General features: G+C 66.0%; 22 protein-coding genes. 9 read left to right on the plus strand and 13 right to left on the minus strand.

Features of this window, described 5'->3' with window-relative positions; genetic code table 11:
• Together ACFDR9_RS21165 and ACFDR9_RS21170 are read right to left on the minus strand one after the other, a co-directional pair.
• Window positions 1–432, minus strand: a 432-nt coding sequence (locus tag ACFDR9_RS21165) for a DnaJ domain-containing protein (RefSeq protein WP_409032251.1), incomplete at its 3' end; no start/stop codon positions are given.
• A gap of 195 nt (window positions 433–627) precedes the next feature.
• A complete protein-coding gene (locus ACFDR9_RS21170) occupies window positions 628–1,551 on the minus strand; it encodes a beta/gamma crystallin-related protein (protein ID WP_409032252.1) in 924 nt (307 codons plus the stop codon).
• 150 nt (window positions 1,552–1,701) lie between these two features.
• Between ACFDR9_RS21170 and ACFDR9_RS21175 the strand changes: the two genes are divergently transcribed.
• From ACFDR9_RS21175 to ACFDR9_RS21185, 3 genes are all read left to right on the plus strand, one after another.
• On the plus strand, window positions 1,702–3,153 hold the full coding sequence (locus ACFDR9_RS21175) for an MATE family efflux transporter (protein WP_017876999.1): 1,452 nt from the start codon (window positions 1,702–1,704) through the stop codon (window positions 3,151–3,153).
• Between the two features lie 47 nt (window positions 3,154–3,200).
• Window positions 3,201–4,088, plus strand: a complete 888-nt coding sequence (locus ACFDR9_RS21180) for a PhzF family phenazine biosynthesis protein (protein WP_409032253.1) — start codon at window positions 3,201–3,203, stop codon at window positions 4,086–4,088.
• 186 nt (window positions 4,089–4,274) lie between these two features.
• Entirely contained in the window at window positions 4,275–6,488 is a 2,214-nt protein-coding gene (locus ACFDR9_RS21185; RefSeq protein ID WP_409032254.1) for an alpha/beta fold hydrolase, read from the plus strand.
• Window positions 6,489–6,584: 96 nt separating this feature from the next.
• Here the strand turns inward: ACFDR9_RS21185 and ACFDR9_RS21190 are convergent, their stop codons facing one another.
• The 3 genes from ACFDR9_RS21190 to ACFDR9_RS21200 form a co-directional block, all read right to left on the minus strand.
• Entirely contained in the window at window positions 6,585–6,794 is a 210-nt protein-coding gene (locus ACFDR9_RS21190) for a CsbD family protein (protein WP_409032255.1), read from the minus strand.
• Between the two features lie 156 nt (window positions 6,795–6,950).
• Window positions 6,951–7,580, minus strand: coding sequence for a class I SAM-dependent methyltransferase (locus ACFDR9_RS21195; protein WP_409032256.1), 630 nt, complete (start codon window positions 7,578–7,580; stop codon window positions 6,951–6,953).
• Window positions 7,581–7,672: 92 nt separating this feature from the next.
• A complete protein-coding gene (locus ACFDR9_RS21200) occupies window positions 7,673–9,736 on the minus strand; it encodes a M13 family metallopeptidase (protein WP_409032257.1) in 2,064 nt (687 codons plus the stop codon).
• A gap of 38 nt (window positions 9,737–9,774) precedes the next feature.
• Between ACFDR9_RS21200 and ACFDR9_RS21205 the strand changes: the two genes are divergently transcribed.
• The 3 genes from ACFDR9_RS21205 (at window position 9,775) to ACFDR9_RS21215 (ending at window position 11,385) form a co-directional block, all read left to right on the plus strand.
• Window positions 9,775–10,026 carry a hypothetical protein gene (locus tag ACFDR9_RS21205; protein WP_409032258.1) on the plus strand — a complete coding sequence of 84 codons (252 nt, stop codon included), beginning with the start codon at window positions 9,775–9,777 and terminating at the stop codon, window positions 10,024–10,026.
• Between the two features lie 39 nt (window positions 10,027–10,065).
• The gene (locus ACFDR9_RS21210) at window positions 10,066–10,893 is read left to right on the plus strand and encodes an HDOD domain-containing protein (protein WP_026133374.1); all 828 of its coding nucleotides are present in this window, start codon (window positions 10,066–10,068) and stop codon (window positions 10,891–10,893) included.
• A 204-nt stretch (window positions 10,894–11,097) separates the two neighbouring features.
• A complete protein-coding gene (locus ACFDR9_RS21215) occupies window positions 11,098–11,385 on the plus strand; it encodes a flagellar protein FliT (RefSeq protein ID WP_409032259.1) in 288 nt (95 codons plus the stop codon).
• 350 nt (window positions 11,386–11,735) lie between these two features.
• Here the strand turns inward: ACFDR9_RS21215 and ACFDR9_RS21220 are convergent, their stop codons facing one another.
• A complete protein-coding gene (locus ACFDR9_RS21220; protein ID WP_409032260.1) occupies window positions 11,736–12,854 on the minus strand; it encodes a FimV family protein in 1,119 nt (372 codons plus the stop codon).
• 140 nt (window positions 12,855–12,994) lie between these two features.
• On the opposite strand from ACFDR9_RS21220, the gene fumC reads away from it, so the two are divergent.
• From fumC to ACFDR9_RS21235, 3 genes are all read left to right on the plus strand, one after another.
• Entirely contained in the window at window positions 12,995–14,383 is a 1,389-nt protein-coding gene (gene fumC, locus ACFDR9_RS21225; protein ID WP_409032261.1) for a class II fumarate hydratase, read from the plus strand.
• Window positions 14,384–14,501: 118 nt separating this feature from the next.
• The gene (locus tag ACFDR9_RS21230; RefSeq protein ID WP_017878787.1) at window positions 14,502–14,720 is read left to right on the plus strand and encodes an RNA-binding S4 domain-containing protein; all 219 of its coding nucleotides are present in this window, start codon (window positions 14,502–14,504) and stop codon (window positions 14,718–14,720) included.
• 170 nt (window positions 14,721–14,890) lie between these two features.
• Window positions 14,891–15,187, plus strand: a complete 297-nt coding sequence (locus tag ACFDR9_RS21235) for a hypothetical protein (RefSeq protein ID WP_017878786.1) — start codon at window positions 14,891–14,893, stop codon at window positions 15,185–15,187.
• Between the two features lie 69 nt (window positions 15,188–15,256).
• Here ACFDR9_RS21235 and ACFDR9_RS21240 read toward each other — a convergent pair whose 3' ends face one another.
• The 7 genes from ACFDR9_RS21240 to ACFDR9_RS21270 form a co-directional block, all read right to left on the minus strand.
• Window positions 15,257–15,715 carry a DoxX family protein gene (locus ACFDR9_RS21240; RefSeq protein WP_409032262.1) on the minus strand — a complete coding sequence of 153 codons (459 nt, stop codon included), beginning with the start codon at window positions 15,713–15,715 and terminating at the stop codon, window positions 15,257–15,259.
• Between the two features lie 36 nt (window positions 15,716–15,751).
• Window positions 15,752–17,398 (minus strand): DUF692 family multinuclear iron-containing protein, encoded by a 1,647-nt coding sequence (locus tag ACFDR9_RS21245; protein ID WP_409032263.1) that lies wholly within the window; start codon window positions 17,396–17,398, stop codon window positions 15,752–15,754.
• Between the two features lie 33 nt (window positions 17,399–17,431).
• Window positions 17,432–17,704, minus strand: a complete 273-nt coding sequence (locus ACFDR9_RS21250; RefSeq protein ID WP_409032264.1) for a DUF2282 domain-containing protein — start codon at window positions 17,702–17,704, stop codon at window positions 17,432–17,434.
• A 373-nt stretch (window positions 17,705–18,077) separates the two neighbouring features.
• The gene (locus ACFDR9_RS21255; RefSeq protein WP_026133371.1) at window positions 18,078–18,269 is read right to left on the minus strand and encodes a YjfB family protein; all 192 of its coding nucleotides are present in this window, start codon (window positions 18,267–18,269) and stop codon (window positions 18,078–18,080) included.
• A 52-nt stretch (window positions 18,270–18,321) separates the two neighbouring features.
• A complete protein-coding gene (gene mobB / locus ACFDR9_RS21260; protein WP_026133370.1) occupies window positions 18,322–18,876 on the minus strand; it encodes a molybdopterin-guanine dinucleotide biosynthesis protein B in 555 nt (184 codons plus the stop codon).
• Between the two features lie 87 nt (window positions 18,877–18,963).
• Window positions 18,964–19,293, minus strand: a complete 330-nt coding sequence (locus tag ACFDR9_RS21265) for a hypothetical protein (RefSeq protein ID WP_409032265.1) — start codon at window positions 19,291–19,293, stop codon at window positions 18,964–18,966.
• Window positions 19,294–19,391: 98 nt separating this feature from the next.
• Window positions 19,392–20,030 (minus strand): alkaline phosphatase family protein (locus tag ACFDR9_RS21270; protein WP_409032266.1); only part of this gene is annotated, 639 nt, incomplete at its 5' end.

Raw genomic sequence — 20,030 nt, forward strand, 5'->3', positions numbered from 1 at the left:
TTCCCGTTTGCCTCTCCTCGCCCTTTCCCCAGGTTGGCTGGTAGTGCGGCGTCCGCTTCCCCCCCCCCTCCCTACGCCCCCCTCTCCCCGGCGGCGCCCGCCCAGGTGGGCGAACAGGTCGGAGAAGAAGTCGTCGTCGCCGGCCGCGCCGGTCCTGCCGGACGGGTCGAAACCGGACGGCCAGTCCGGCGGCGTGCGGAAAGGCTGGCCGGGGCGCTGGCCGCGCCCCAACTCATCGTAGGCGGCGCGCTTGTCGGCGTCGCCCAGCACGCCGTAGGCCTCGTTCAATTCCTTGGTGCGCTTGTCGGCGTCGGCCTCCTTGCTGACATCCGGATGGTATTTTCGGATCAGCTTGCGGTAGGCCTTCTTGATTTCGTCTTCCGTGGCGGCCTTCTCCAGCCCCAGGGTCTTGTAGTAGTCCTTGTATTCCAATGCTGCGCTCCTCAGGTTCGCCCGCGCGCGGGCCGATTGCCATGGCGGTATGGTCAAGCCAGTGTAAACGATGCGGGCGCGCGCCAGCGCAACGCTGGCGGTAAAAACGGGGCCAACTGAAGCAATCGACACCAAGGACGTCGGCCCGGGATCGGACCCCGAGGCTCTGGCCCGGGTTTTAACGCCCTTGGTTTTTCAGCGCACGCGGCGCGCCGACGAGATGCGCTTGTTCATGCCGTCCAGGCGCGGATACCGGCCCGGGCCGTACACCACGCAGCGGCCGCCGAACTCGGCGTGTTCGCAGAACTCCCACTGGCCCGCGTTGACGACGATCGAGCCGGCCTTGTCGTTGAAGTTAAACTCGCCGAAGTTGCTCGCGTCGCGCAACAGCGGCGCCGGACGGCCGCGCATGTCGCCGTGCTCAAACAGTACCACCGGCGCCTCGTCGCCGCGGCCGCGCCAGTCGTCGCGCCCACGCTCGTCGCGCCCGTCACGGCCGCCGTCGTCGACCAGGCGCGCCGACGAGACGCGTCCGTTCAGCTCGCGGCCAACGTCGCGGTAAGCACCCGGCTCGAACACCCGGCAGACGCCGCGGTAGTCGGCGTCGCTGCACAACTGCCAGCTGCCTTCCTCGACCTGCAGGCTGGAGGCGCGGTCGTTGAAGCCGATTTCATTGAAATCGCCGGTGTCGCGCACGACGCGGGTCGAGTCGCCGCGCAAGTCGGGCACACTGAACAACTCCAGCATGCCGCGCCGGCCGTGCCGCTCGCGCCCGCCGTGGCCGTGGCCGCGGCCGCCGTCGCGCCCGCCCAGCTCGCGCACCGACGAGATCTGGTCGTTGAAGCGCTCCATGGTGGGGTACTCGCCCGGCTCGACCACGGTGCAGCCGCCGCTGAAGTCGGCGTCGACGCACACTTCCCAGCGGCCCGAGCGCACCCGCATGCTCGAGGCGCGGTCGTTGAAGCCCAGCTCCGACAGGTCCGGCGTGGCGCCGCGCAAGGTCACCTCGCGGCCGTTGAAATTACTGTGCGTGTACAGCGACAATTCGCCCGCTTGCGCGGCGCCCTGGCCGAAGAGGGCGGCGCCCAGCAGCAGCGCGCCGCTCAGTGTGATGTTCATGTGGGTTCTCCCGATTTATTGTAAAACGATGTCGTCAATACGCTTGCGACAGCAACGCGCCGGCGCGCGGTTTCGCCTACATGCAATTGTAATAATTTTATACAAGCGCCATTTCCCGTAGAATTGGCGGTTTCGTCAAGCTCGAGCGCCATGCCCCACACCACCGCCTTCACATTATCCGCCATCCGCGCCGAAGCGTCCGCCCTGTGGCGCCTGGCCTGGCCGATGCTCATCGGCCAGCTCGCCACCGTCGGCATGGGCGTGGCCGACGTCGCCATGAGCGGCCACGCCAGCGCCGAGGAATTGGCGGCGGTGTCGCTGGGCGCGTCGATCTGGTCGATCGTGCTGGTCACCATCACCGGCATCATGATGGCGATCAATTCCGTCGTCGCCCACGAGTTCGGCGCCGGCCGCATCGAGCGCGTGCCGCACATCGTGCGCCAGTCGATGTGGAAGGCGCTCGGCGTCGGCCTGGCCGGCTGCCTGCTGGCCAACCTGGTCACCGTGGTGTTCGACCACCTGTACCTGAGCGACGAGGTGAACGCCAAGGCCTCGCTGTTCGTGCACATCATCAGCACCGGCCTGCCGGCGCTGGCGGCCTACCGCGCGCTGTACGGCTACAGCACCAGCATCAACCAGACCAAGCCGGTGATGGTGATCGCCTTGGGCGCGCTGGCGCTTAACGTGCTGATCAACTGGCTGCTGATCTACGGCCACTGGGGCCTGCCGCAAATGGGCGGGGTCGGCTGCGCGGTCGCCACCAGCGCCTGCATGTGGCTGATGCTGGCGGCGATGCTGCTGTGGATGCGCCACGCGCCGGCCTACCGCGCCACCTATCCGTTCACGCACTGGGAATGGCCGCACTGGCCGGAGATCGGCAGCATGCTGCGCCTCGGCCTGCCGATCGGCGTGACCTACTTCGCCGAAGTCAGCGCCTTCGGCGTCATCAGCCTGCTGGTGGCGCGCTACGGCGTGGTGCAGGTGTCGGCGCACCAGATCGCGCTGAACTTCTCGTCGGTGGTGTTCATGGTCCCGCTGACCTTCGGCATCGCCCTGGTAACCCGGGTCGGCCACGCCATCGGCGAGGGCAATCCGCGCAAGGCCCGCTTCGTCTCCTGGATCGGGGTGGCGATGGCGCTGGCGGCGGCGGTGCTGTCGGCCATCGGCATCACGCTGTTCCGCCACCAGATCGCGCAGGCCTACACGTCCGACCCGGCGGTGCAGCAACTGTGCGCGCAACTGCTGCTGTTCGCCGCCATTTTCCAGCTGTCGGACGCCACCCAGGTGGCGACCTCGTGCGCGATCCGCGGCTACAAGGTGACGCGCCCGGCGATGCTGATCCAACTACTGGCGTTCTGGGGCGTCTCGCTGCCGCTCGGCTACGTGCTGGGGTTGGCGCCGGCCGGCCTGCCGTGGGCGCCGGCCGCGCCGATGGCGGCCAGCGGCTTCTGGATCGGCCTGGTGCTGGGCCTGACGGTGGCGGCGCTGCTGCTGACCTGGTATTTAAACCGCCTGTCGCTGCGCTGCATGCGCGAGGCGGAGGCCGAGCCGGCGGCCGCGGCCGGACGCGGCGCCGGCTCCGGCCCCAAGGTCGCCACGTAAATTCGGCGTATCCCCGCACTGTATCCCCCCACTATCAGGAGTCCACAATGGCAGAGATGCGCCGTTTCAAGCAAGTCGACGTATTCAGCCGGGCGCCGTTCAAGGGCAATCCGCTGGCGGTGATCCTCGACGCCGACGGCCTGGGCGACGCGCAGATGCAGGCCATCGCGCGCTGGACCAATCTGTCCGAAACCACCTTCGTGCTGCCGGCCAGCGACCCGGCCGCCGACTACCGCGTGCGCATCTTCTCGCCGCAGACCGAGTTCCCGTTCGCCGGCCACCCGACGCTGGGCACCGCGCACGCCCTGCTCGAAGCGGGCATGCGGCCGAAGGCCGGCGCGCGCATCGTCCAGGAATGCGGCGTCGGCCTGGTGCAAATCGACATGGCGGCGGATGGCTCGCTGGCGTTCCAGGCGCCCGCCGCCGAGCTGCGGCCCTTCGATCCGAACCACCGCGCGCTGCTCGAAGCGGCGCTGGCCGGCGCCGCGCTAACGCCGTCGCCGGCGACGCCGCCGGTGCTGGCGAACATGGGCATTCGCTGGCTGGTCGCGCGCATGGCGAGCGCCCAGGCCTGCCTGGAGGTGCGCGCCGACGCCGCCGCGCTGGCCGGGCTGATGCGGCGTTGCGAGGTCGACGGCGTGGCCATTTACGGCCCTTATGGCGCAGCTGGCCCGGCCGATTACGAGGTTCGGGCGCTGCTGGTCGAGCAAGGCGCGCTGATCGAGGACCCCGTCACCGGCAGCGCCAACGCCTGCATCGCCCGCGTGCTACAGGCGCAGGGGTTTCCGGACGGCGCCGCGTCGGCACGCGCGTACAGCGCGCGCCAGGGCGCGCTGCTGCAGCGCGACGGCCGCGTGGCGGTGCGCTATCGCGACGGCCAGCCGTGGATAGGCGGGCATTCGGTGACGGTAATCGACGGCACGCTGGGGGCGTAGGCGCCGCGGGCGGCGTTGTGGCGGCACGGCCCGGCGGCTCTGCCCCGCCTTGCCGAACGATGCACGGCTTTTCCCGGCTTATTCCGAATCCCGGGCTATCGCTTAAAGCATCGCGCTCTGGTATCGTCTTGCGCACGGCCCACAGCCTTGTTGGGCCGTACCCCGTCCACCCTCACCGAGATATCCATGCGCTTTATTCTGTGTTTTTTGGCCGCCCTGGCCAGCGCCCCCGCCGGCGCCGAGCGCCTGACCCTGGAGCGTATCCACGCCGACCCGGCGCTGGCCGGTCCCGGCGTGCGCAATCTGAAAGTGTCGCCCGACGGCGCCCGCGTGACCTTCCTGCGCGGCCGCCCCGACAACCAGTTCCAGCTGGACCTGTGGGAATTCAACCTGAAGGATAAGCGCGCGCATTTGCTGGTCGATTCGACGGCGCTGGTGCCGAACGAGACGGTGTCGGAGCAGGAGAAGGCGCGCCGCGAACGCGACCGCACCTCCAGCCTGAACGGCATCCTCAGCTATAGCTGGTCGCCGGACGGCAAGCAACTGCTGGTGCCGCTGGGCGGCAACCTGTACCTGGTCGACGTCGCCAAGCCGGACGCGGCGCGCCTGGTCGCGGCGGGCAATGTGCTCGATCCGAAAATTTCGCCGAAGGGCCGCTACGTCTCCTTCGTGCGCGAGCAGAACCTGTTCGTGATCGACTTGGAAAGCGGCCGGGAGCGCCAGCTGACCAGCGACGGCGCCGGCACCGTCCACAACGCCGAGGCGGAGTTCGTGGCGCAGGAAGAGATGGGCCAGCGCACCGGTTATTACTGGGCGCCGGACGATTCGGCGATCGCCTACAAACGCTACGACGAGGCGCCGGTGCCGGTGGTGCGGCGCTTCGAGATTTTCGCCGACCGCACCGACGTCGTCGAGCAGCGCTACCCGGCCGCCGGCGACCCGAACGTGCTGGTGCAACTGCTGATCGTTTCGCCGGAAACCGGCGCGCGGCGCCAGGTCGAGCTGGGCGCCGAGCAGGACATTTACCTGGTGCGCGCCGACTGGAGCGCCAACGGCAAGGCCCTGCTGTTCCAACGCCAGACGCGCGACCAGAAGCGCCTGGAACTGGTGTCGGTGGACGCCGCCACGCTGGCGCAGCGCGTCTTGATCACCGAAACCTCCAAGACCTGGGTCAGCATCCACGACGACCTGCGCTTCCTGAGCGGGCGCGACGCCTTCATCTGGTCGTCCGAGCGCAGCGGCCGCAACCACCTGTACCTGTACGACCTTGACGGCCGCTTGCTGCACCCGATTTCCAGCGGCGAATGGGGCATCGACAATGTGCTGGCGGTCGACGAAAAAGCCGGCCGCGTGTTCGTCGCCTCGAACCGCGACGCGGTGATCGACAAGCAGACCTACGCGCTGGCGCTGGACGGCGGCACGGCCGACCAGCCGGCGCGCATTACCCAGGGCGACGGCTGGCACGACGCCGCGTTCGCGCGCAACGGCGAGGTCTTCGTCGACACCTTCTCCGACCCGGACACGCCGCCGCAGGTGAGCATTCGCCGCCCCGACGGTTCGATGGTCGGTTGGCTTGAGCAGAACGCGCTGAGCGCCGAGCACCCGTACGGCAAATACCAGGCCAACCATCTGCCGACCGAGTACGGCACGCTGAAGGCGGCCGACGGCCAGAGCCTGCACTACTCGCTGCTGAAGCCGGCCAAGTTCAACCCGTTCAAGCGCTACCCCGTGTTCCTGTCGACCTACGGCGGGCCGCACGCGCAGCACGTGGCGCGGCGCTGGGGTAACCACTTCGACCAGTACATGGCGCAGCAGGGTTACGTGGTGTTCCGGCTGGATAACCGCGGCTCGTCGCGCCGCGAACGCGTCTTCACCGACGCGATTTACCGCAACCTGGGCGCGGCCGAGGTGGCCGACCAGTTGGTCGGTATCGACTGGCTGGGCCGGCAGAGTTTTGTCGACGCCAAGCGCATCGGCGTGTTCGGCTGGAGCTACGGCGGCTTTATGACGCTGCGCCTGCTGGCGGCGGCGTCCGACAAGATCGCGACGGGCGTGTCGGTGGCGCCGGTGACGGATTGGGCCTTGTACGACACCCACTACACCGAGCAGTTCATGGACGCGCCGAAAAACAACGTGGCCGGCTACCAGAGCGCCGGCGTGTACGCCCACCTCGACGGGCTGCGCTCGCCGCTGCTGCTGGTGCACGGCATGGCCGACGACAACGTGCTGTTCACCAACACCACGCGCATGATCGACGCGCTGGTCAACCGCGGCATACACTTCGACCTGATGACGTATCCGGGCGCGAAACACGGCATCTCGTCGCGCGCCGGCCAGCGCCACGTGTATGCGACCATCGAGGCGTTTTTCAAGAAAAACCTCGGCGGCGGACAGCCATAATCCACGCTGGAAAACGCAGCCGAAAAAAAACAGCCGCACATCGCGGCTGTTTTTTCATCCTCGCCGGGCGCGTCAGCGCGGGCGCGGCAAACAAGGTTAACGTTGCTTGTTGGCGTTTTTGACAGCTTGTTCGTTGGCGTCTTCAACGGCTTCCTGCATATTCCCAACCTGCTTTTGCAGCTTGCCTTCGACCTGGTTGGCCACACCCTTAGCTTGCTGCTTCGAGCTGCCGACAAGTTCGCCGACTTCCTGCTGGATTTTGCCGCCGATGTCTTTTGCTTCGCCTTTGATTTGGTTCTTGTTCATGATGAACTCCTTGGAAATGGTTGATACATCTGTCAATGGAACCTACTTCGGTCCGAGCTTCGCGGCACTGGTGCGCCGCGGATGAATGAATCATAGAAGCAATAGCGGCATGGTTCTGTGCGCTTGCCAACATAGTGGAAAAGTAATTTTTCCCGCTCAGCCGGGTTTGCGCCAGACGCTGGCCAGCCACGCTTGCTGCGCGCGCGGCAAGCCGGCCGGCCGGTAGTAATGGCTGAGCGCGACAAAGCCGGCCGCCGTCATGAAGCGTTCCCAGGTGGCGTAGTCGTAGTAGCTGCCGTAGCGGGGGCCGTTCCAACCCTCCTGGTTTTGTCCGCGCGGATTCGAGCTGAACAGCACCGCGCCGGGTTTCAGCGTCGCGCACAACGCCTCCAGCACCTGCGGCAGGGCCGCGCTGGGCAGGTGGAATAGCGAGGCGTTGGCGAAGACGCCGTCGAAATGCCGCGGCGGTAGCTCGAGCTTGACGAAGTCCTGGTGCCAGACGGTGCAGCCGCTGTGCTGGCGCGCCATCGCGCAAAAGCTGGCCGAGCCGTCCACGCCGACCGCCGTGTGCCCCATGGCCGTGAAACTGGCCAGGTCGCGCCCGGGGCCGCAGCCCAGGTCGAGTATGGTGTACGGCGCGGTCGCTTCGATGGCGTCGAGCAGCGCGGCGATGTTTTGGCTGACGTCGTGGTCGCGCGTACCCTCGAAAAACTGCGCGGCGGTGTGTTCGTAGTGGGCCAGCGTGGGGCCGGTGATGTGCGCGAAAGCGTCGGGGGTGGCGGTCATGGCGGGGAAATGGGCGGACGGCGCGCGCGGCGCAAAGGCACATTGTGCCTGATGCGCCGCGCGCTGTCGCGGGATGGCGCCGGGCCGGCTTGCTACCAGACGCGCACGCGCTGGCCGGGCGCCAAATACAGCGCCTGGCCCGGCTTGACGTCGAAGGCCTTGTACCAGGCGTCGAGATTGCGCACGGTGGCGGCGCGATAGGCCGCCGGGGCGTGGCCGTTGGTGACGAGCAGCTGCCGCTCGGTCGCCTCGCGCGCCTTGCTGCGCCAGCTTTCGGCGTAGCCAAGGAAGAACTGGCGGTCGGCGTCGGCCGACTCCGGTATCGCCTGCGCGGCCTTGAAGGCGTCGTAGGCGGCGGCCACGCCGGCCAGGTCGGCCAGGTTTTCGCTCAGCGTCAGCTGGCCGTTGACGGCCAGGTCCTTGAACGGCCGGTACTCCGAGTACTGGGCCGCCAACACCGCCGAGGCGCGCTTGAAGTGCTCCAGGTCGGCCGCCGTCCACCAGTCGCGCAGGCGGCCCTGGGCGTCGAACTGGGCGCCCTGGTCGTCGAAGCTGTGGCTGATTTCATGGCCGATGGTGGCGCCGATACCGCCGTAGTTGGCGGCGTCGGAGGCCTTCGGGTCGAAGAACGGCGGCTGCAGTATCGCGGCCGGGAAGTTCAGCGCGTTTTGCAACGGCAGGTTGACGGCGTTGACCAGTTGCGCCGGCATCGCCCATTCGCTGCGCTCGACCGGTTGGCCCAGCTTGGCCAGCTGTTGGGCATAATGGTGCTGCTCGGCGCGCAGCATGTTGCCGAAGGCGTCGCCCGGCACCACCTCCAGGTCGCGGTAGGATTTCCAGCGCTCCGGGTAGGCCACGCCGACGTACAGCGTCTTGAGCTTTTCCTGCGCCTGGGCCTTGGTGGCCGGGGCCATCCAGTCGAGCTGCTCGACGCGGCGCGAGAAGGCGGCGACGATGTTGCCGACCATTTGCTGGACCCGCGCCTTCGACTCCGGCGCGACGTAGCGTTCGACGTACATCTGGCCGACCGCGTCCGGCAGCGCGGCATTGGTAGCGCTGAGCGCGCGCTTCCAGCGCGGCGGCTGCCGTTGCGCGCCGCTCAGGGCGCGGCCGTGGAACGAGAAGCGCTGCGCCGCCACCGCCTTCGGCAGCGCGCCGCCGAGCTGGTTGACGGTGTGGAAGCGCAGGAAGTCCTGCCACGTCGCCAGTGGCGTCGCGGCCACCAGCGCGGCGGCGCCGCTGAGGGCGTTGGGATGCCAGACGATGAAGCTGTCCTGGCCGCCCAGGCCGGCGCTGTTGAAGAAGGCGGCCCAGTCCATGCCGGGCGCCAGGTTGGCGAAGTCGGCCGCGCGCCAGACGTTGTTGCCCTTGACGACGTCGGCCGAGTCTTCGCGGCTGGCGTGCGACAGCGCGATGGCGTGCTCGAGTTCGAACACGCGCTTGGCGCGCGCGCGCGCGTCGGCGTAGCCGGCCAGCGTCAGCGTGGCGGCGATATGCGCCTGGTACTGGGTCCGCAAGGCCGCCATTTTCGGGTCGTCCGACAGGTAGTAGGTGCGCTCGGGCATGCCCAGGCCACCCTGCAGCAGGTAGGGCAGGTTGCGCGAGGAGTCGGTCAAGCCTTGCGCGACCCACAGGCCGAACAGGTTTTCGGTGAAAAAATCGGTCATATTGAGCGGGTCGACGTCGGCGCGCAGGCTGGCGCCGAGCGCGCCGGTCAGTTCCACCTTGTTGCGCAGGGCGTCGATTTTCTGCAACAGCGGCTTGAGCGGCGCCATGCCCTTGGCCTCGATCGCCGCCTCGTCCAGATAGGCGCGGTAGTAGTCGCTGACCTGCCGGGCCGGTTGCGGCGCCGCCGCACCTGCGGCCGCGGCCGCTTCGATCAGCTTGACGACGCGCTGGTTGGTTTCCTCGGACAGGGCGGCGAAGGAACTCCAGTCGCCGCGGTCGGCGGGGATCACGGTCGAGGCCATCCAGGCGCCGTTGACGTAATTGTAAAAATCGTCGCCCGGCAGTAGCGCGTGGCGCGCCTGCGCCGGCGCGCGGGCCGGCTGGGCGGCGGCGAACGCCGGCGCGAACGCCAGCGCGGCGCCGCAGAATGCCAGCGCGACGGTGTTTTTGCGCGGTGCGGCCCGCAACGATCGAAAAGCTGTGTGCATGGGTGTGCCTTTTTTGATTCTAGGTGGAAATGCGGCGGATGACGCGGACGCTTGTACTCAAGATCAACTATAAAGCCGGGAGCCGGAAAAAAACCGCACATTGCGACAAGCTGCGTTTTGCCCGCCCTGAACGGCGGCTTGCCGGGGCGGAAAACCCGACGCCATCGCGGCGCGCACAATTGAACTTTCCAGGGGGTAAATATATTGGTATGCTGGCTTTAAAACGCGCGGGCGGAAATGCCACAATTTCGCCGCAAATTTTTGCCTTGCGGCGACAAATCGGAATATAGTTCTTGGTAGTAACGTGGACACACACAGGAGACCAAAAAATGAAACTTGAGGCGCTTTTCCAAAACCCCCATGCCTTGCCCACGGCTCCCAAAGTAGTCGAGGAGCTCATCAACAGTTTCAACAACGCGAGCGTCTCAACCGACCAAATCGCCAAGAAAGTGTCCACCGATCCGGTGCTGAGCGCAAAACTGCTGCGCCTGGCCAACTCGGCGTACTACCACGTGTCGCGCAGCATCGGCACCGTCGAAGACGCCGTGCTGATGCTCGGCTTCGTTACCGTGCGCACGCTGGTGATCAGCTCCGGCCTGGTCAGCGGCTTCAAGGCCGTGCCCGGCCTCGACCTGAAGGAATTCTGGCGTTACAGCCTGCACACCGCCGTCTCGGCCAAATGGATCGCCAAGCAAGCGGGCGAAAACACCGACCTGGCGTTCACCATCGGCATGATGCACGCGATCGGCCAACTGGTGCTGCACTCGGCGATGCCGGAGCAGGCGATCCAGCTCGACAAAATCGCCCCGCCGCTGGACGCGCGCCGGCTCGACGCCGAAATGGCCTCGCTGGGCTACTGCTTCGCCGACGTCGGCGCGGAGCTGGCCAAGCGTTGGAAATTCCCCGAGCCGTTCTCGGAAGCCATCGGCGCCTTCCCGGACCCGGTAAACAAGCCGGAACTGAACCGGATGGCGGCGGTGATCCACCTGGCCGCCTGGCGCGCCCGGGTCGACGAAGCCAAACTGAGCGAAGAGGAAATCGCGGGATGCTATCCGACCGAGGTAGCGGAGGCGCTGGGCCTGGCGCCGGACCTGTTGATTGAGAAAATGCCGCCATTGAGCGACCTCAGCGCCGGCCTGGAAGAACTGGTCCACTAACTTTCCACGCATGCAAGGCGGGCCGCGGCGACTGCGGCGGCCCGTTTCCTCCCCCCTGCCCCGCTCCAGCGCCGTCCAGCGGCCGCGTCAAAATTATTTCACATTATTTTCATCTTTTTTCAAAAACACCCTAAAGTTTCCAAAAGCGCCGCCGCTAACCTAGACAAGCAGTAATCTTTTTCAATTTTAGCTACGGGTGCGCTCATGACCTCCACCGAAGTCCTTTCGATGTACGAAAATATTGCCGGCATCACCAATCAAATGGTATCGGCCGCGCGCGCGAGCGACTGGGACGCCCTGAGCACACTGGAAAGCCAATGCGCGAGCGAGGCGCGCGGCGCCGGCGCCGGCGCGGTACCGGCCCTGAGCGGCGCCCCGCGCATGCGCAAGATCGACCTGCTGAAACAAATCCTGGCCAACGACCGCGCCGTGCGCGATGCCACCGAGCCATGGATGGGGCAACTGGCCAACATCATGCCGGCAAAGCACTAAAATCGACTCGCACTAACGAATCGAAGGCGCCTGCGGGCGCTTTTTTTCTTTGGGGGGGATACCGCTGGAGGAATTCTGGAGAGCGAGCACCAGGTATCTCCTGGTGTCGCCTCTTCGCCGGTTGCATCCGGCGTTCGCGTGCGCATCGTTGGCATCGCAAACCGCTTCCAGGGCAGGACGTTTATTCAACGTTAAACCTGTTTGTCGCGCCACTCCATCGTTGGTGACTGCGCCAGGTCCTGACCTGTTTTTTGTCGTGGTGCAAGACCACTGAAGTCAGTATAACCTATATGTTCGGGAATTGGCCCGCACAATTGAATCTCAGAATCAATTTATTTTTAAATAAGGTTTTATTCCTCCAGAACGGGTTCGACGGCGGCTGCGTCGACGCCGTCAAGGGCTTTTTTGCGGCGGAAAGGTTTGCGCAGCAATACCCAGTATGTGGATGGCGCACCCGGCACGGCCGCCTTCTTGCGACGCCAGTACAAGTAGAGCGCCGCGCCGATCAGCAACAATAGCGCAACGACGCCGCCGCCCACCAGCGCCAGCGGCATCAGGCTGGTGGCCGGCGCTTTTTTGGCTGCGGCGGCGAGCGGTTTGGGTTTTGCCTTGAGCGGGGTGAGCGCGCTGATGGGCTGCGGTTTCAGCCCCGCCTGCCCCGGCAACAGTTCCCGCTGCAATATCTTTATTTTGCCTTCCAGTTCAACAAGTTTGCTGGTCAGCGCCGCGTTTTTCTGGTCCAGCACCCGGCAAGCCTTGGCTTGGCCGGCGGAACCGGGGCCGCAAGCTGCCGCCGCATCTGGTGCTGGCATCTGCGCCGGCACGCTGGTATGCGGCACGGCCGTCGCCGCGGCGGCTTGTCGGGGTGGCTTATGGCTGGGCGGACGCGCCATGACCGGAGCGGGAGCGGGTTCCCTTCGCTCGGGCATGGCGGCGCGCACCCGCGCCGCCACCAAGGCCGGACTGGGCGCCGCTTCCGAGACGGCTGCGGCCGGCGAGGCGGGCACGGGCGCGTGTGCAATCACTGGCGCCGGTGCCGGGGCGGGTGTCGGCGCCGGCGCCGGGTCCGCCGACAGCCAGAGCGTGACGGCGCGCACGGCGCTGCGCCCGCCCGCGCTCAGTTCCAAGTACAGGTGCAGGTAGTCGGCGTCGACGCGGCGCGGCGAGGTGACGCGCAGGTATTGCCGCTGCTCGCGCCGGACCACGGCCAGGTGCACCGTTTGCAGCACCGGGCTCATGCTGATGTTGGCGCCACGGTAGACGTCGGGCGAGGCCAGCCGCACTTGCAGGCCCGCCACTTCGTCGGGCGCCAGCGCGGTCAGTTCGATCTCGGCCACCAGCGGCTGCCCAAGGTAGGAACGCACGCTCGGCTCGCCCAGTTCGGCCGCGGCCGCACCGGCGCAGGCCAGCGCGGCGATGGCGATGACGGCGGCGCGTCGGATCAAGCTGAAGGGGGCGCTGCGCTGCATGGGCTGGTCGCTCGTATGTCGTGTGTATTGGAAGGAAGTGTATCTGCTATAACGGCAGGAAATCGCCGATTTGTAGCCCCGACGCAATTTTCAACCGCTGGAGTACACTTGCCAGCTCACCGTAGACGAAAGGAAGGCCCGTGAATAACAGAGTTGAACGCGACAGTTTCGGCCCGATCGAGGTGCCCGCCGATAAATTGTGGGGCGCGCAGACGCAGCGCTCACTGGAGCACTTCCATATTTCAAGCGAACGCATGCCGCCCGAGCTGATCGCCGCGCTGGCCGTGGTGAAACGCGCCGCCGCCAAGGTCAACCTGGACCTGGGCTTGCTAGACGCCCCGAAGGCGCTGGCGATCACGCGGGCGGCCGACGAAGTGCTGGCCGGCGCCCACGCCGCCGAGTTTCCGCTGGCCGTGTGGCAGACCGGTTCCGGCACCCAGAGCAATATGAATATGAACGAGGTGCTGGCCAACCGCGGCTCGGAGTTGATGGGCGGCGCTCGCGGCGCCGAGCGGCTGTTACATCCTAACGACGACGTCAACATGGGGCAGTCGTCGAACGATATTTTCCCGACCGCGATCCACGTCGCGGCGGCGCTGGCGGTGGCGCAGGCGGTGCTGCCGTCGCTGCGGCAGTTGCGCGACACGCTGGACGGCAAGGCCACCGCGTTCGCCGACATCGTCAAGATCGGCCGCACCCATCTGCAGGACGCCACCCCGCTGACCTTGGGACAGGAATTTTCCGGCTATGTGGCCCAGCTCGATTTCGCCGAGCATATTATCCAGGCGGCACTACCGCCGCTGTTACAACTGGCCGCCGGCGGCACCGCCGTGGGCACGGGCCTGAACGCGCATCCGCAGTTCGCCGGGCGTATCGCCGCCGAGCTGGCCGAGCGTACCGCGCTGCCGTTCGCCAGCGCCAGCAACAAATTCGCCGCGCTGGCCGCACACGACGCGCTGGTGGCGGCGCACGGCGCGCTGAAAACCCTGGCCACCGCGTTGATGAAACTGGCCAACGACGTGCGCTGGATGGCCTCCGGTCCACGCTCGGGCCTGGGCGAACTGTCGATTCCGGAAAACGAGCCTGGCAGCTCCATCATGCCGGGCAAGGTCAACCCGACCCAGTGCGAGGCGCTGACGATGCTGTGTTGCCAGGTGTTCGGCAACGATGTCGCGATCACGCTGGGCGGCGCATCGGGCAATTTCGAGTTGAATGTGTTTAAACCCTTGATTGCGCACAACTTCTTGCAAAGCGCGCGCCTGCTGGCCGATGGCATGCGCAGTTTCGACCGCCATTGCGCGCATGGCATCGAAGCGAACCTGGAGCGCATCGGCGAACTGATGGCGCGCTCGCTGATGCTGGTGACGGCGCTGGCGCCGCACATCGGCTACGACCGCGCGGCGCAAATCGCCAAGAAGGCGCAGCACGAGGGATCGACGCTGAAGGAGGCGGCGCTGGCGCTGGGCTTCGTCACTGCCGAGCAGTTCGAGCAATGGATCGTCCCGCTTGAGATGACGCGGCCGGGTTGAGCGGCGTGGCAGGCGGCCGATTGCCCGCCGCGGCGCGCGCTCAGGTACACTGCGCGCCGAGCCGGCGACATCGCGCTACAGTTGGAACCAACCCGTAATGATGCAACAGAGGAAAGACATGCAAAGAGTAAGCTTTGACCTGACGTCGGAATATATTGAACTGAACCAGTTGCTGAAGCTGGTGGGGCTGTGCGACAGCGGCGGCGCCGGCAAGGTGCTGGTGGCCAGCGGCGTGGTCTGGATCGACGGGCAGCAAGAGTTGCGCAAGACGTGCAAAATCCGTGCCGGGCAGAACGTCAGCGTCGGCGATGTGCGCATTAGCGTCGTGGCGGCTTGACATTGGCGTAACGCAAGCAATTTCCCCAAGTAGATCTTGCGCTTAGGAAATAACCGTTTAAGCTGGAAAAAATGCACGGGCTTTCTGCGAATTTGCGCCTGATCAAATTCGTCCCGTCGTTGTTGTTTATATTATAAGTTAGTATATCAACCAGCTTGAAGGGGGACGCAATGGACAGTCCTGAACAAATCCACACCCAGGAACGCCTGATCGGCGATTTGCGTCTGGTAATCGAGAACGCTGAAGAGTTGCTGAAAAACACGGATCAGTACACCGGCGCGCTGTATCAACACGCCCGGGCCAAGCTGGTGGTGGCCTTGCAGGCCGCCTCCGAGGAGTTGGTCCGCTTCGAAGAAAGCCAACTCAACCGTATGATGGCGGCGACCCGCGTCGCCAACGAACTGTGGCATGACGACAGCGGCGAAGCGCGGCTGCTGCGCGCCTTCCAGCAGGCGCGTCCGGGCTGAGCGCCGCGACCCGCCACCCTGCCCGCCCGACTGTCCACGTTGCCCAATCGGCCCGAGCCTGGTCTGCGCTCAGCGCTTCTTGCCGAGAACACCGTCCAAGGAGAAGCGCCCCGCCCCGAACGCCGCGATCACCAGCAACAGCGCACCCCAGTAAAAATGGTCGTTGATGGCGGCCGGGCAGTCGAAGGAAAACAGCTGCGGGTAGGAAATCACCGCCATCGCATTGACCAGAAACAGCCCCAACGCCGCCGGACGCGTCAGCAAGCCGGCGAACAACAGCACCGGCAGCGCCAGCTCGCCCGCCGTGCCCATCAGCGCCGCCACTTCCGGCGACAGCAGCGGTACGTGGTATTCGTCGCGAAATAGCGCCAAGGTCGCACTCCAGTCGCCGATTTTGCTCAGCCCCGCCTTGAGGAATTGCGCGCCGACATAAAAGCGGATTAGCAGACTCAGCAGGGAGCCGCCCCAGTCGGCGATAGCGGCGTCGAAGCGGGTGGAAAGTTGGTGGTAGCCGAGTAGCGTTTTCATTGTTGTTTGGCCTAATTTAAGGGTGAACCGGACAGCTCAGTGCGCGCAGACGATCTCGACCACGACCGCGTGCGCTATCCAACGTGCGACACTGGCGCCGACGTCGAACGCCTCGTCGATGTCGAAGGCGGCGTCGAGCGCGGCGCCGAAGTCGCCGCCGCCGCCCAGCAGCGCCAGCGCCGCATGCTCGGCCTTGCCCAAGGGCAGCACCTGGGTCTTCCATAGCGGACGCGCGACCACGGCGTAGCTGTCGGCCCGCATCTGCTGCGGAAACGCCGGCGCGGCGTCGCCTTGGTGAGCCAGCCACAACGGTACGACCGCCCACTCCGACGCCAGTAACGTGCACGCCGGATGCAGGCGCAGCCGCGCCGATTCCATACGCTGCGGCCCCACCGCGGCGAAATCGGCGGCGCCGACAGCGGCCGCGTCGGCGCTGTAATACGCCCGGTGCAAGGCCCATTCCAGCCGCGCCATGTCCGGCAGGTAAGGCAAGTGGGCGACATGCGGAAAATCGCCCAGGAAATTAGCGAAACGCGCGCCGAAGCGGTTCAAGTCGCCGCTGTCGGACGGCTGCGCCAGCCCGTAGGCGCGCGCCAGGCCGCCGAAGAACTCCTCACCCACCAGCATCTGCAGCACCGGATAGGCGTGCGCCAGGGTCTTGGTCCACGTCGCCGTCAAATTGCCCCTGTACAAGGCAAGGCGGTGTGCATTGCCCTCCCCCCGGCATTGCGCCAGGGCCGGCTCCTGTTGCGCCACCGTCAACAGGGCGGCGGCGAAACTTTGCTGCCCGGCGGCAAGAACGGCGCTGGCCGGGCCGCGCCCGGCGGCTGGCGCCGTGGCCGCGCCGGCGCGCCGCGCGGCCGGATAGTCGGCGGCCAGCGCGGCAGCCTTGCGCGCCTCGCCCAGCAGCACGTCGAGCGTGGGAATATCGGTGTCCCACTCGATCAAGGTCGGCACTCGCCCAAAACGTCGCAGGGCCGCCTGGTACAGCTCCCAGACCGGCGCGGCGACGGTGTCGCCGTGGTGGTCGATCACCGCCCGCGGCGTGACCAGATGCCCTGCCAGGTGAATTTCGCCGACGCTGCCGACGGCGATGGCTCCCAACGCCGCCAGCGCGTCTTCGCCGTGGTTGCACTGGTTCACATACAGATTGTTCACGTCCAGCAGCAGGCCGCAGCCGCTGCGCCGCGCCAGCGCCGCCATGAACTCGGCCTCGCTCATCGCATCGTCGTGGAAACGCAGATAAGTGGACACGTTTTCCAGCAGAATCGGCCGCTTCAGCCGTTCCTGCACCCGCCCGACCCGCTCGCACAGCAGCGCCAGCGCGGCCTCGCTCAGCGTCAACGGCAGTAGGTCGTTGAGCTGGCGGCCGTCGACCGCGCCCCAGCACAGGTGCTCGGACACCAGCGCCGGTTCACACCGCTCGACCAGGCTGGCGACCCGCTCCAGGTGCTCTTCGGAGAAACCGCGCGCCGAACCGAGGCCCAGGCCGACGCCATGCAGGCTGATCGGATAATCGTGTCGCAACTGCCACAGCACGTGCCAGTCCCAACCCGCCTGGTCGAGATAGTTTTCGGTGTGGACTTCGAGCCAGTCGACGGCTGGCCGCTGCTCGATGAACTGCCGGTAATGCGGGGTCCGCAATCCCACTCCTGTGCCTATCAATACGGAAGTATCTGGCATTGGCATGACCCCGTGGTTAAACGACAACGCCGATTACTTCGGCGCGGTCAGCTTGCCGCCGGCTTTTTCACAGGTACCTTTAGCAACATATTTCCACTCGGTGGCGGCCATGTCGGTTTTTCCCTGGCCGGCGCAGGAATGCGAACCGTTGGACGGCGCGCAATCGTTTTGACCGGCCTTGGCGACGCCGAAGCACTTTTCCTTGTCGCCGGTGGCGGAGGCGGAGGCGGCGGCCGTGGCGCTACCGACGCCGGCGGCGCAAACGGTGGCGAGGGCGGCGGCGATCAGGGCTTGACGTTTGTTCATGGTATATCTCCAATGTAGTAGTCGAATGTTTATGAATGGAAGCAAAGATTTTTGCAACTGAAGTATAGTCGTGGCGGCTCGCCCATCCTTACACAAGAAATTGAATATTCTCGCGATTGCATCCCCACTAGGCGGCGACGACACAGCGATTCTACTGAGTTTGGCTTGGAAAAGCTGATGTCCCGTACGATATTTCGGCGTGAGGGCGTCGGCAAACGGCCTACTCGACACGCGATCGCGCCGGCCCGGCGGGCGTTTTGTTGAGTCGAACAAGGGGAAGGGACGACGATGGTGTCGCTGGCCGCGACGCCGCGACGCCCCGGGAAAGGGGCGCTGGATGCACGGCGGCTCGCTTCTAGTGCTACGGCAAGACTTACGCGGTGGTGTTGATTCTGCTGCCCAGGTGCGCAGGCAGGTTCGGCACCGCCGGTATCGCTTCGATCAGCGCGGTCGCCGTCGAACTCTGGATATCTTGCGCTTTCTTTAACACTGCCATGCCAACCGCTTGCTTGGTGCCCGTATCCGCAAGTCCTGTTGCCAGCTGGGCAATACCGGTGATATCCATACTGTTCTCCAATGAAGGTCTAACGGAGTTAACGGGCGCTCCGGCAAATACTTTAGCCTTCCCTGGACGACGCCGGCAAATTCCTGGCCTTGCTCAACAACCAAGCCAGTACCTGCCGCGGCGCGTTCAGGTCGAGCCAGCTCACGCCGTCGGCCAAGTCGGCCGGCGCCGGCACGTCGGAGGCGACGGCGACAATGTGCGGATCGCGCAGGTACAGCGGCGCCTGCCCCATTGCCGGCCGGAACACTTCAAGCTTGGCGATCGGCGTCGACTTGAAACCTTCGACCAGGGTCAGGTCGGCCGGCGCCAGGCGGGCGATCTGTTGCGCCAGCGTCGGCTCCGGCGCGCCGCGCAATTCATGCACGATGGCGTAGCGGAACGGCGACGCCACCAACACCTCGGCCGCGCCAACCATGCGCAGCCGGGCGCTGTCTTTATGCGCCGGCTCCAGCACCAGGTCGTGGTGGCTGTGCTTGATAATATTGACGCGCAAGCCCTGCGCCGCCAGTTGCGCCACGAGAAATTCAAGCAGCGTGGTCTTGCCGCTGCCCGAATGGCCGACCACGCCAAACACTGGGCCGGCCTGGATGGGAATTTCTCGCTGCATCGCTCAACCTCTTCGCCTTCGGTAAGAATGGCGCCATTATACGCAGCCATGGCCGAGGGGAAAGGTAGCCGACGTGGCGAGACGGCTTCAGGGGTCGCGCGCGAACACGTCGTTGCGCTGGCCGCGGGAGGTGAAACCCAGCATGCCCAGCCCGATGAGCAACAGGCAGTAGGGATTGGGCACCTGTGCAAGGGAGGCGGACTGCGGCGCAGCGCCCGCCGCCTGGCGCCGCGGCGCCGCATTGGCGCCGGCGGCAAGGCGGCCGCCGACGCCATCGGAGTCCGGCGCACCAGTGGCCACAGACACAGCCGCAAAAGCCATGCCCCGGCCCCCCGTGTCGATCAGTTCGACGCCTTGTGCGTTGCCCATGCCCCAGCAGGCCGCAAGGCACACCAAGGCCATTTTCTTCGTCAACATAAAAATCCCCTGCCGTTTTAGCGATGTATGTAAATTAACAGTTTTACATGACAGCAAAATGACAAGAAAATATATTTAAACCAATATTTCCATGCGCTTTACTTCGCGCCGGCGGCTTCAGGGGAATGGGAGGGTTGCTGCGCCGACTTGTCGCGCCTCTTGCGTCTTTTGGCGAGCGACAGCGGGGCCGCCTTGCCGTTCGCCGCCAGCGCCTTCTTCGACGTTTTCGCGATGTGTTTGTCGGCCGCGATCGCGCCCGCCTCTTCGACCGACAGCGTGCTTGCGGCGTCGGCGGTAGCGGCATCGCTGGCCAGGCCCGCGCCCCAACTTTCCACATGCCACGCGGCCCACTGGGCGATGGCACTGTCGGGCATGAGCGGCGCCGGGCGCGCCTGCGACTCCGACAGCAAGGCGCCGACATGCGCCGCGGCGTTGACCCGCCGCCCCATGTCGGGTATGTCGCCGTTGTCCGAGCGACAAAAGCGCATAAGGATGGTTTTGATGATCGAGGTATGGTCGAGCAGGCCGTGGTGCACGCTGGCCGGCGCCACCCACGGGCAAACCACCATGGCCGGCACGCGCACGCCGTATTGCTGAAAGGCCGGGTCGAGGTCTTGGGGGGGGGGGGGGGGGGAGGGGGGGGGGGGGGGGGGGGGGGTGGTGGGGGGGGGGGGGGGGAGGGGGGTGGGAAACACGAGACCAGGGGGAAGAAAAGGGGGGAAACGGGGGAAAAAAGG

The sequence above is a fragment of the Janthinobacterium sp. CG_23.3 genome (assembly GCF_046115965.1).
GTDB lineage: Bacteria > Pseudomonadota > Gammaproteobacteria > Burkholderiales > Burkholderiaceae_D > Janthinobacterium.

Excerpts from the sequence above, each read along its gene's own strand:
- ACFDR9_RS21170 (WP_409032252.1), bottom strand. The coding sequence starts at position 1,551 with ATGAACATCACACTGAGCGGCGCGCTGCTGCTGGGCGCCGCCCTCTTC.
- ACFDR9_RS21175 (WP_017876999.1), top strand. The coding sequence starts at position 1,702 with ATGCCCCACACCACCGCCTTCACATTATCCGCCATCCGCGCCGAAGCG.
- ACFDR9_RS21180 (WP_409032253.1), top strand. The coding sequence starts at position 3,201 with ATGGCAGAGATGCGCCGTTTCAAGCAAGTCGACGTATTCAGCCGGGCG.
- ACFDR9_RS21185 (WP_409032254.1), top strand. The coding sequence starts at position 4,275 with ATGCGCTTTATTCTGTGTTTTTTGGCCGCCCTGGCCAGCGCCCCCGCC.
- ACFDR9_RS21190 (WP_409032255.1), bottom strand. The coding sequence starts at position 6,794 with ATGAACAAGAACCAAATCAAAGGCGAAGCAAAAGACATCGGCGGCAAA.
- ACFDR9_RS21195 (WP_409032256.1), bottom strand. The coding sequence starts at position 7,580 with ATGACCGCCACCCCCGACGCTTTCGCGCACATCACCGGCCCCACGCTG.
- ACFDR9_RS21200 (WP_409032257.1), bottom strand. The coding sequence starts at position 9,736 with ATGCACACAGCTTTTCGATCGTTGCGGGCCGCACCGCGCAAAAACACC.
- ACFDR9_RS21205 (WP_409032258.1), top strand. The coding sequence starts at position 9,775 with ATGACGCGGACGCTTGTACTCAAGATCAACTATAAAGCCGGGAGCCGG.
- ACFDR9_RS21210 (WP_026133374.1), top strand. The coding sequence starts at position 10,066 with ATGAAACTTGAGGCGCTTTTCCAAAACCCCCATGCCTTGCCCACGGCT.
- ACFDR9_RS21215 (WP_409032259.1), top strand. The coding sequence starts at position 11,098 with ATGACCTCCACCGAAGTCCTTTCGATGTACGAAAATATTGCCGGCATC.
- ACFDR9_RS21220 (WP_409032260.1), bottom strand. The coding sequence starts at position 12,854 with ATGCAGCGCAGCGCCCCCTTCAGCTTGATCCGACGCGCCGCCGTCATC.
- ACFDR9_RS21230 (WP_017878787.1), top strand. The coding sequence starts at position 14,502 with ATGCAAAGAGTAAGCTTTGACCTGACGTCGGAATATATTGAACTGAAC.
- ACFDR9_RS21235 (WP_017878786.1), top strand. The coding sequence starts at position 14,891 with ATGGACAGTCCTGAACAAATCCACACCCAGGAACGCCTGATCGGCGAT.
- ACFDR9_RS21240 (WP_409032262.1), bottom strand. The coding sequence starts at position 15,715 with ATGAAAACGCTACTCGGCTACCACCAACTTTCCACCCGCTTCGACGCC.
- ACFDR9_RS21245 (WP_409032263.1), bottom strand. The coding sequence starts at position 17,398 with ATGCCAGATACTTCCGTATTGATAGGCACAGGAGTGGGATTGCGGACC.
- ACFDR9_RS21250 (WP_409032264.1), bottom strand. The coding sequence starts at position 17,704 with ATGAACAAACGTCAAGCCCTGATCGCCGCCGCCCTCGCCACCGTTTGC.
- ACFDR9_RS21255 (WP_026133371.1), bottom strand. The coding sequence starts at position 18,269 with ATGGATATCACCGGTATTGCCCAGCTGGCAACAGGACTTGCGGATACG.
- mobB (WP_026133370.1), bottom strand. The coding sequence starts at position 18,876 with ATGCAGCGAGAAATTCCCATCCAGGCCGGCCCAGTGTTTGGCGTGGTC.
- ACFDR9_RS21265 (WP_409032265.1), bottom strand. The coding sequence starts at position 19,293 with ATGTTGACGAAGAAAATGGCCTTGGTGTGCCTTGCGGCCTGCTGGGGC.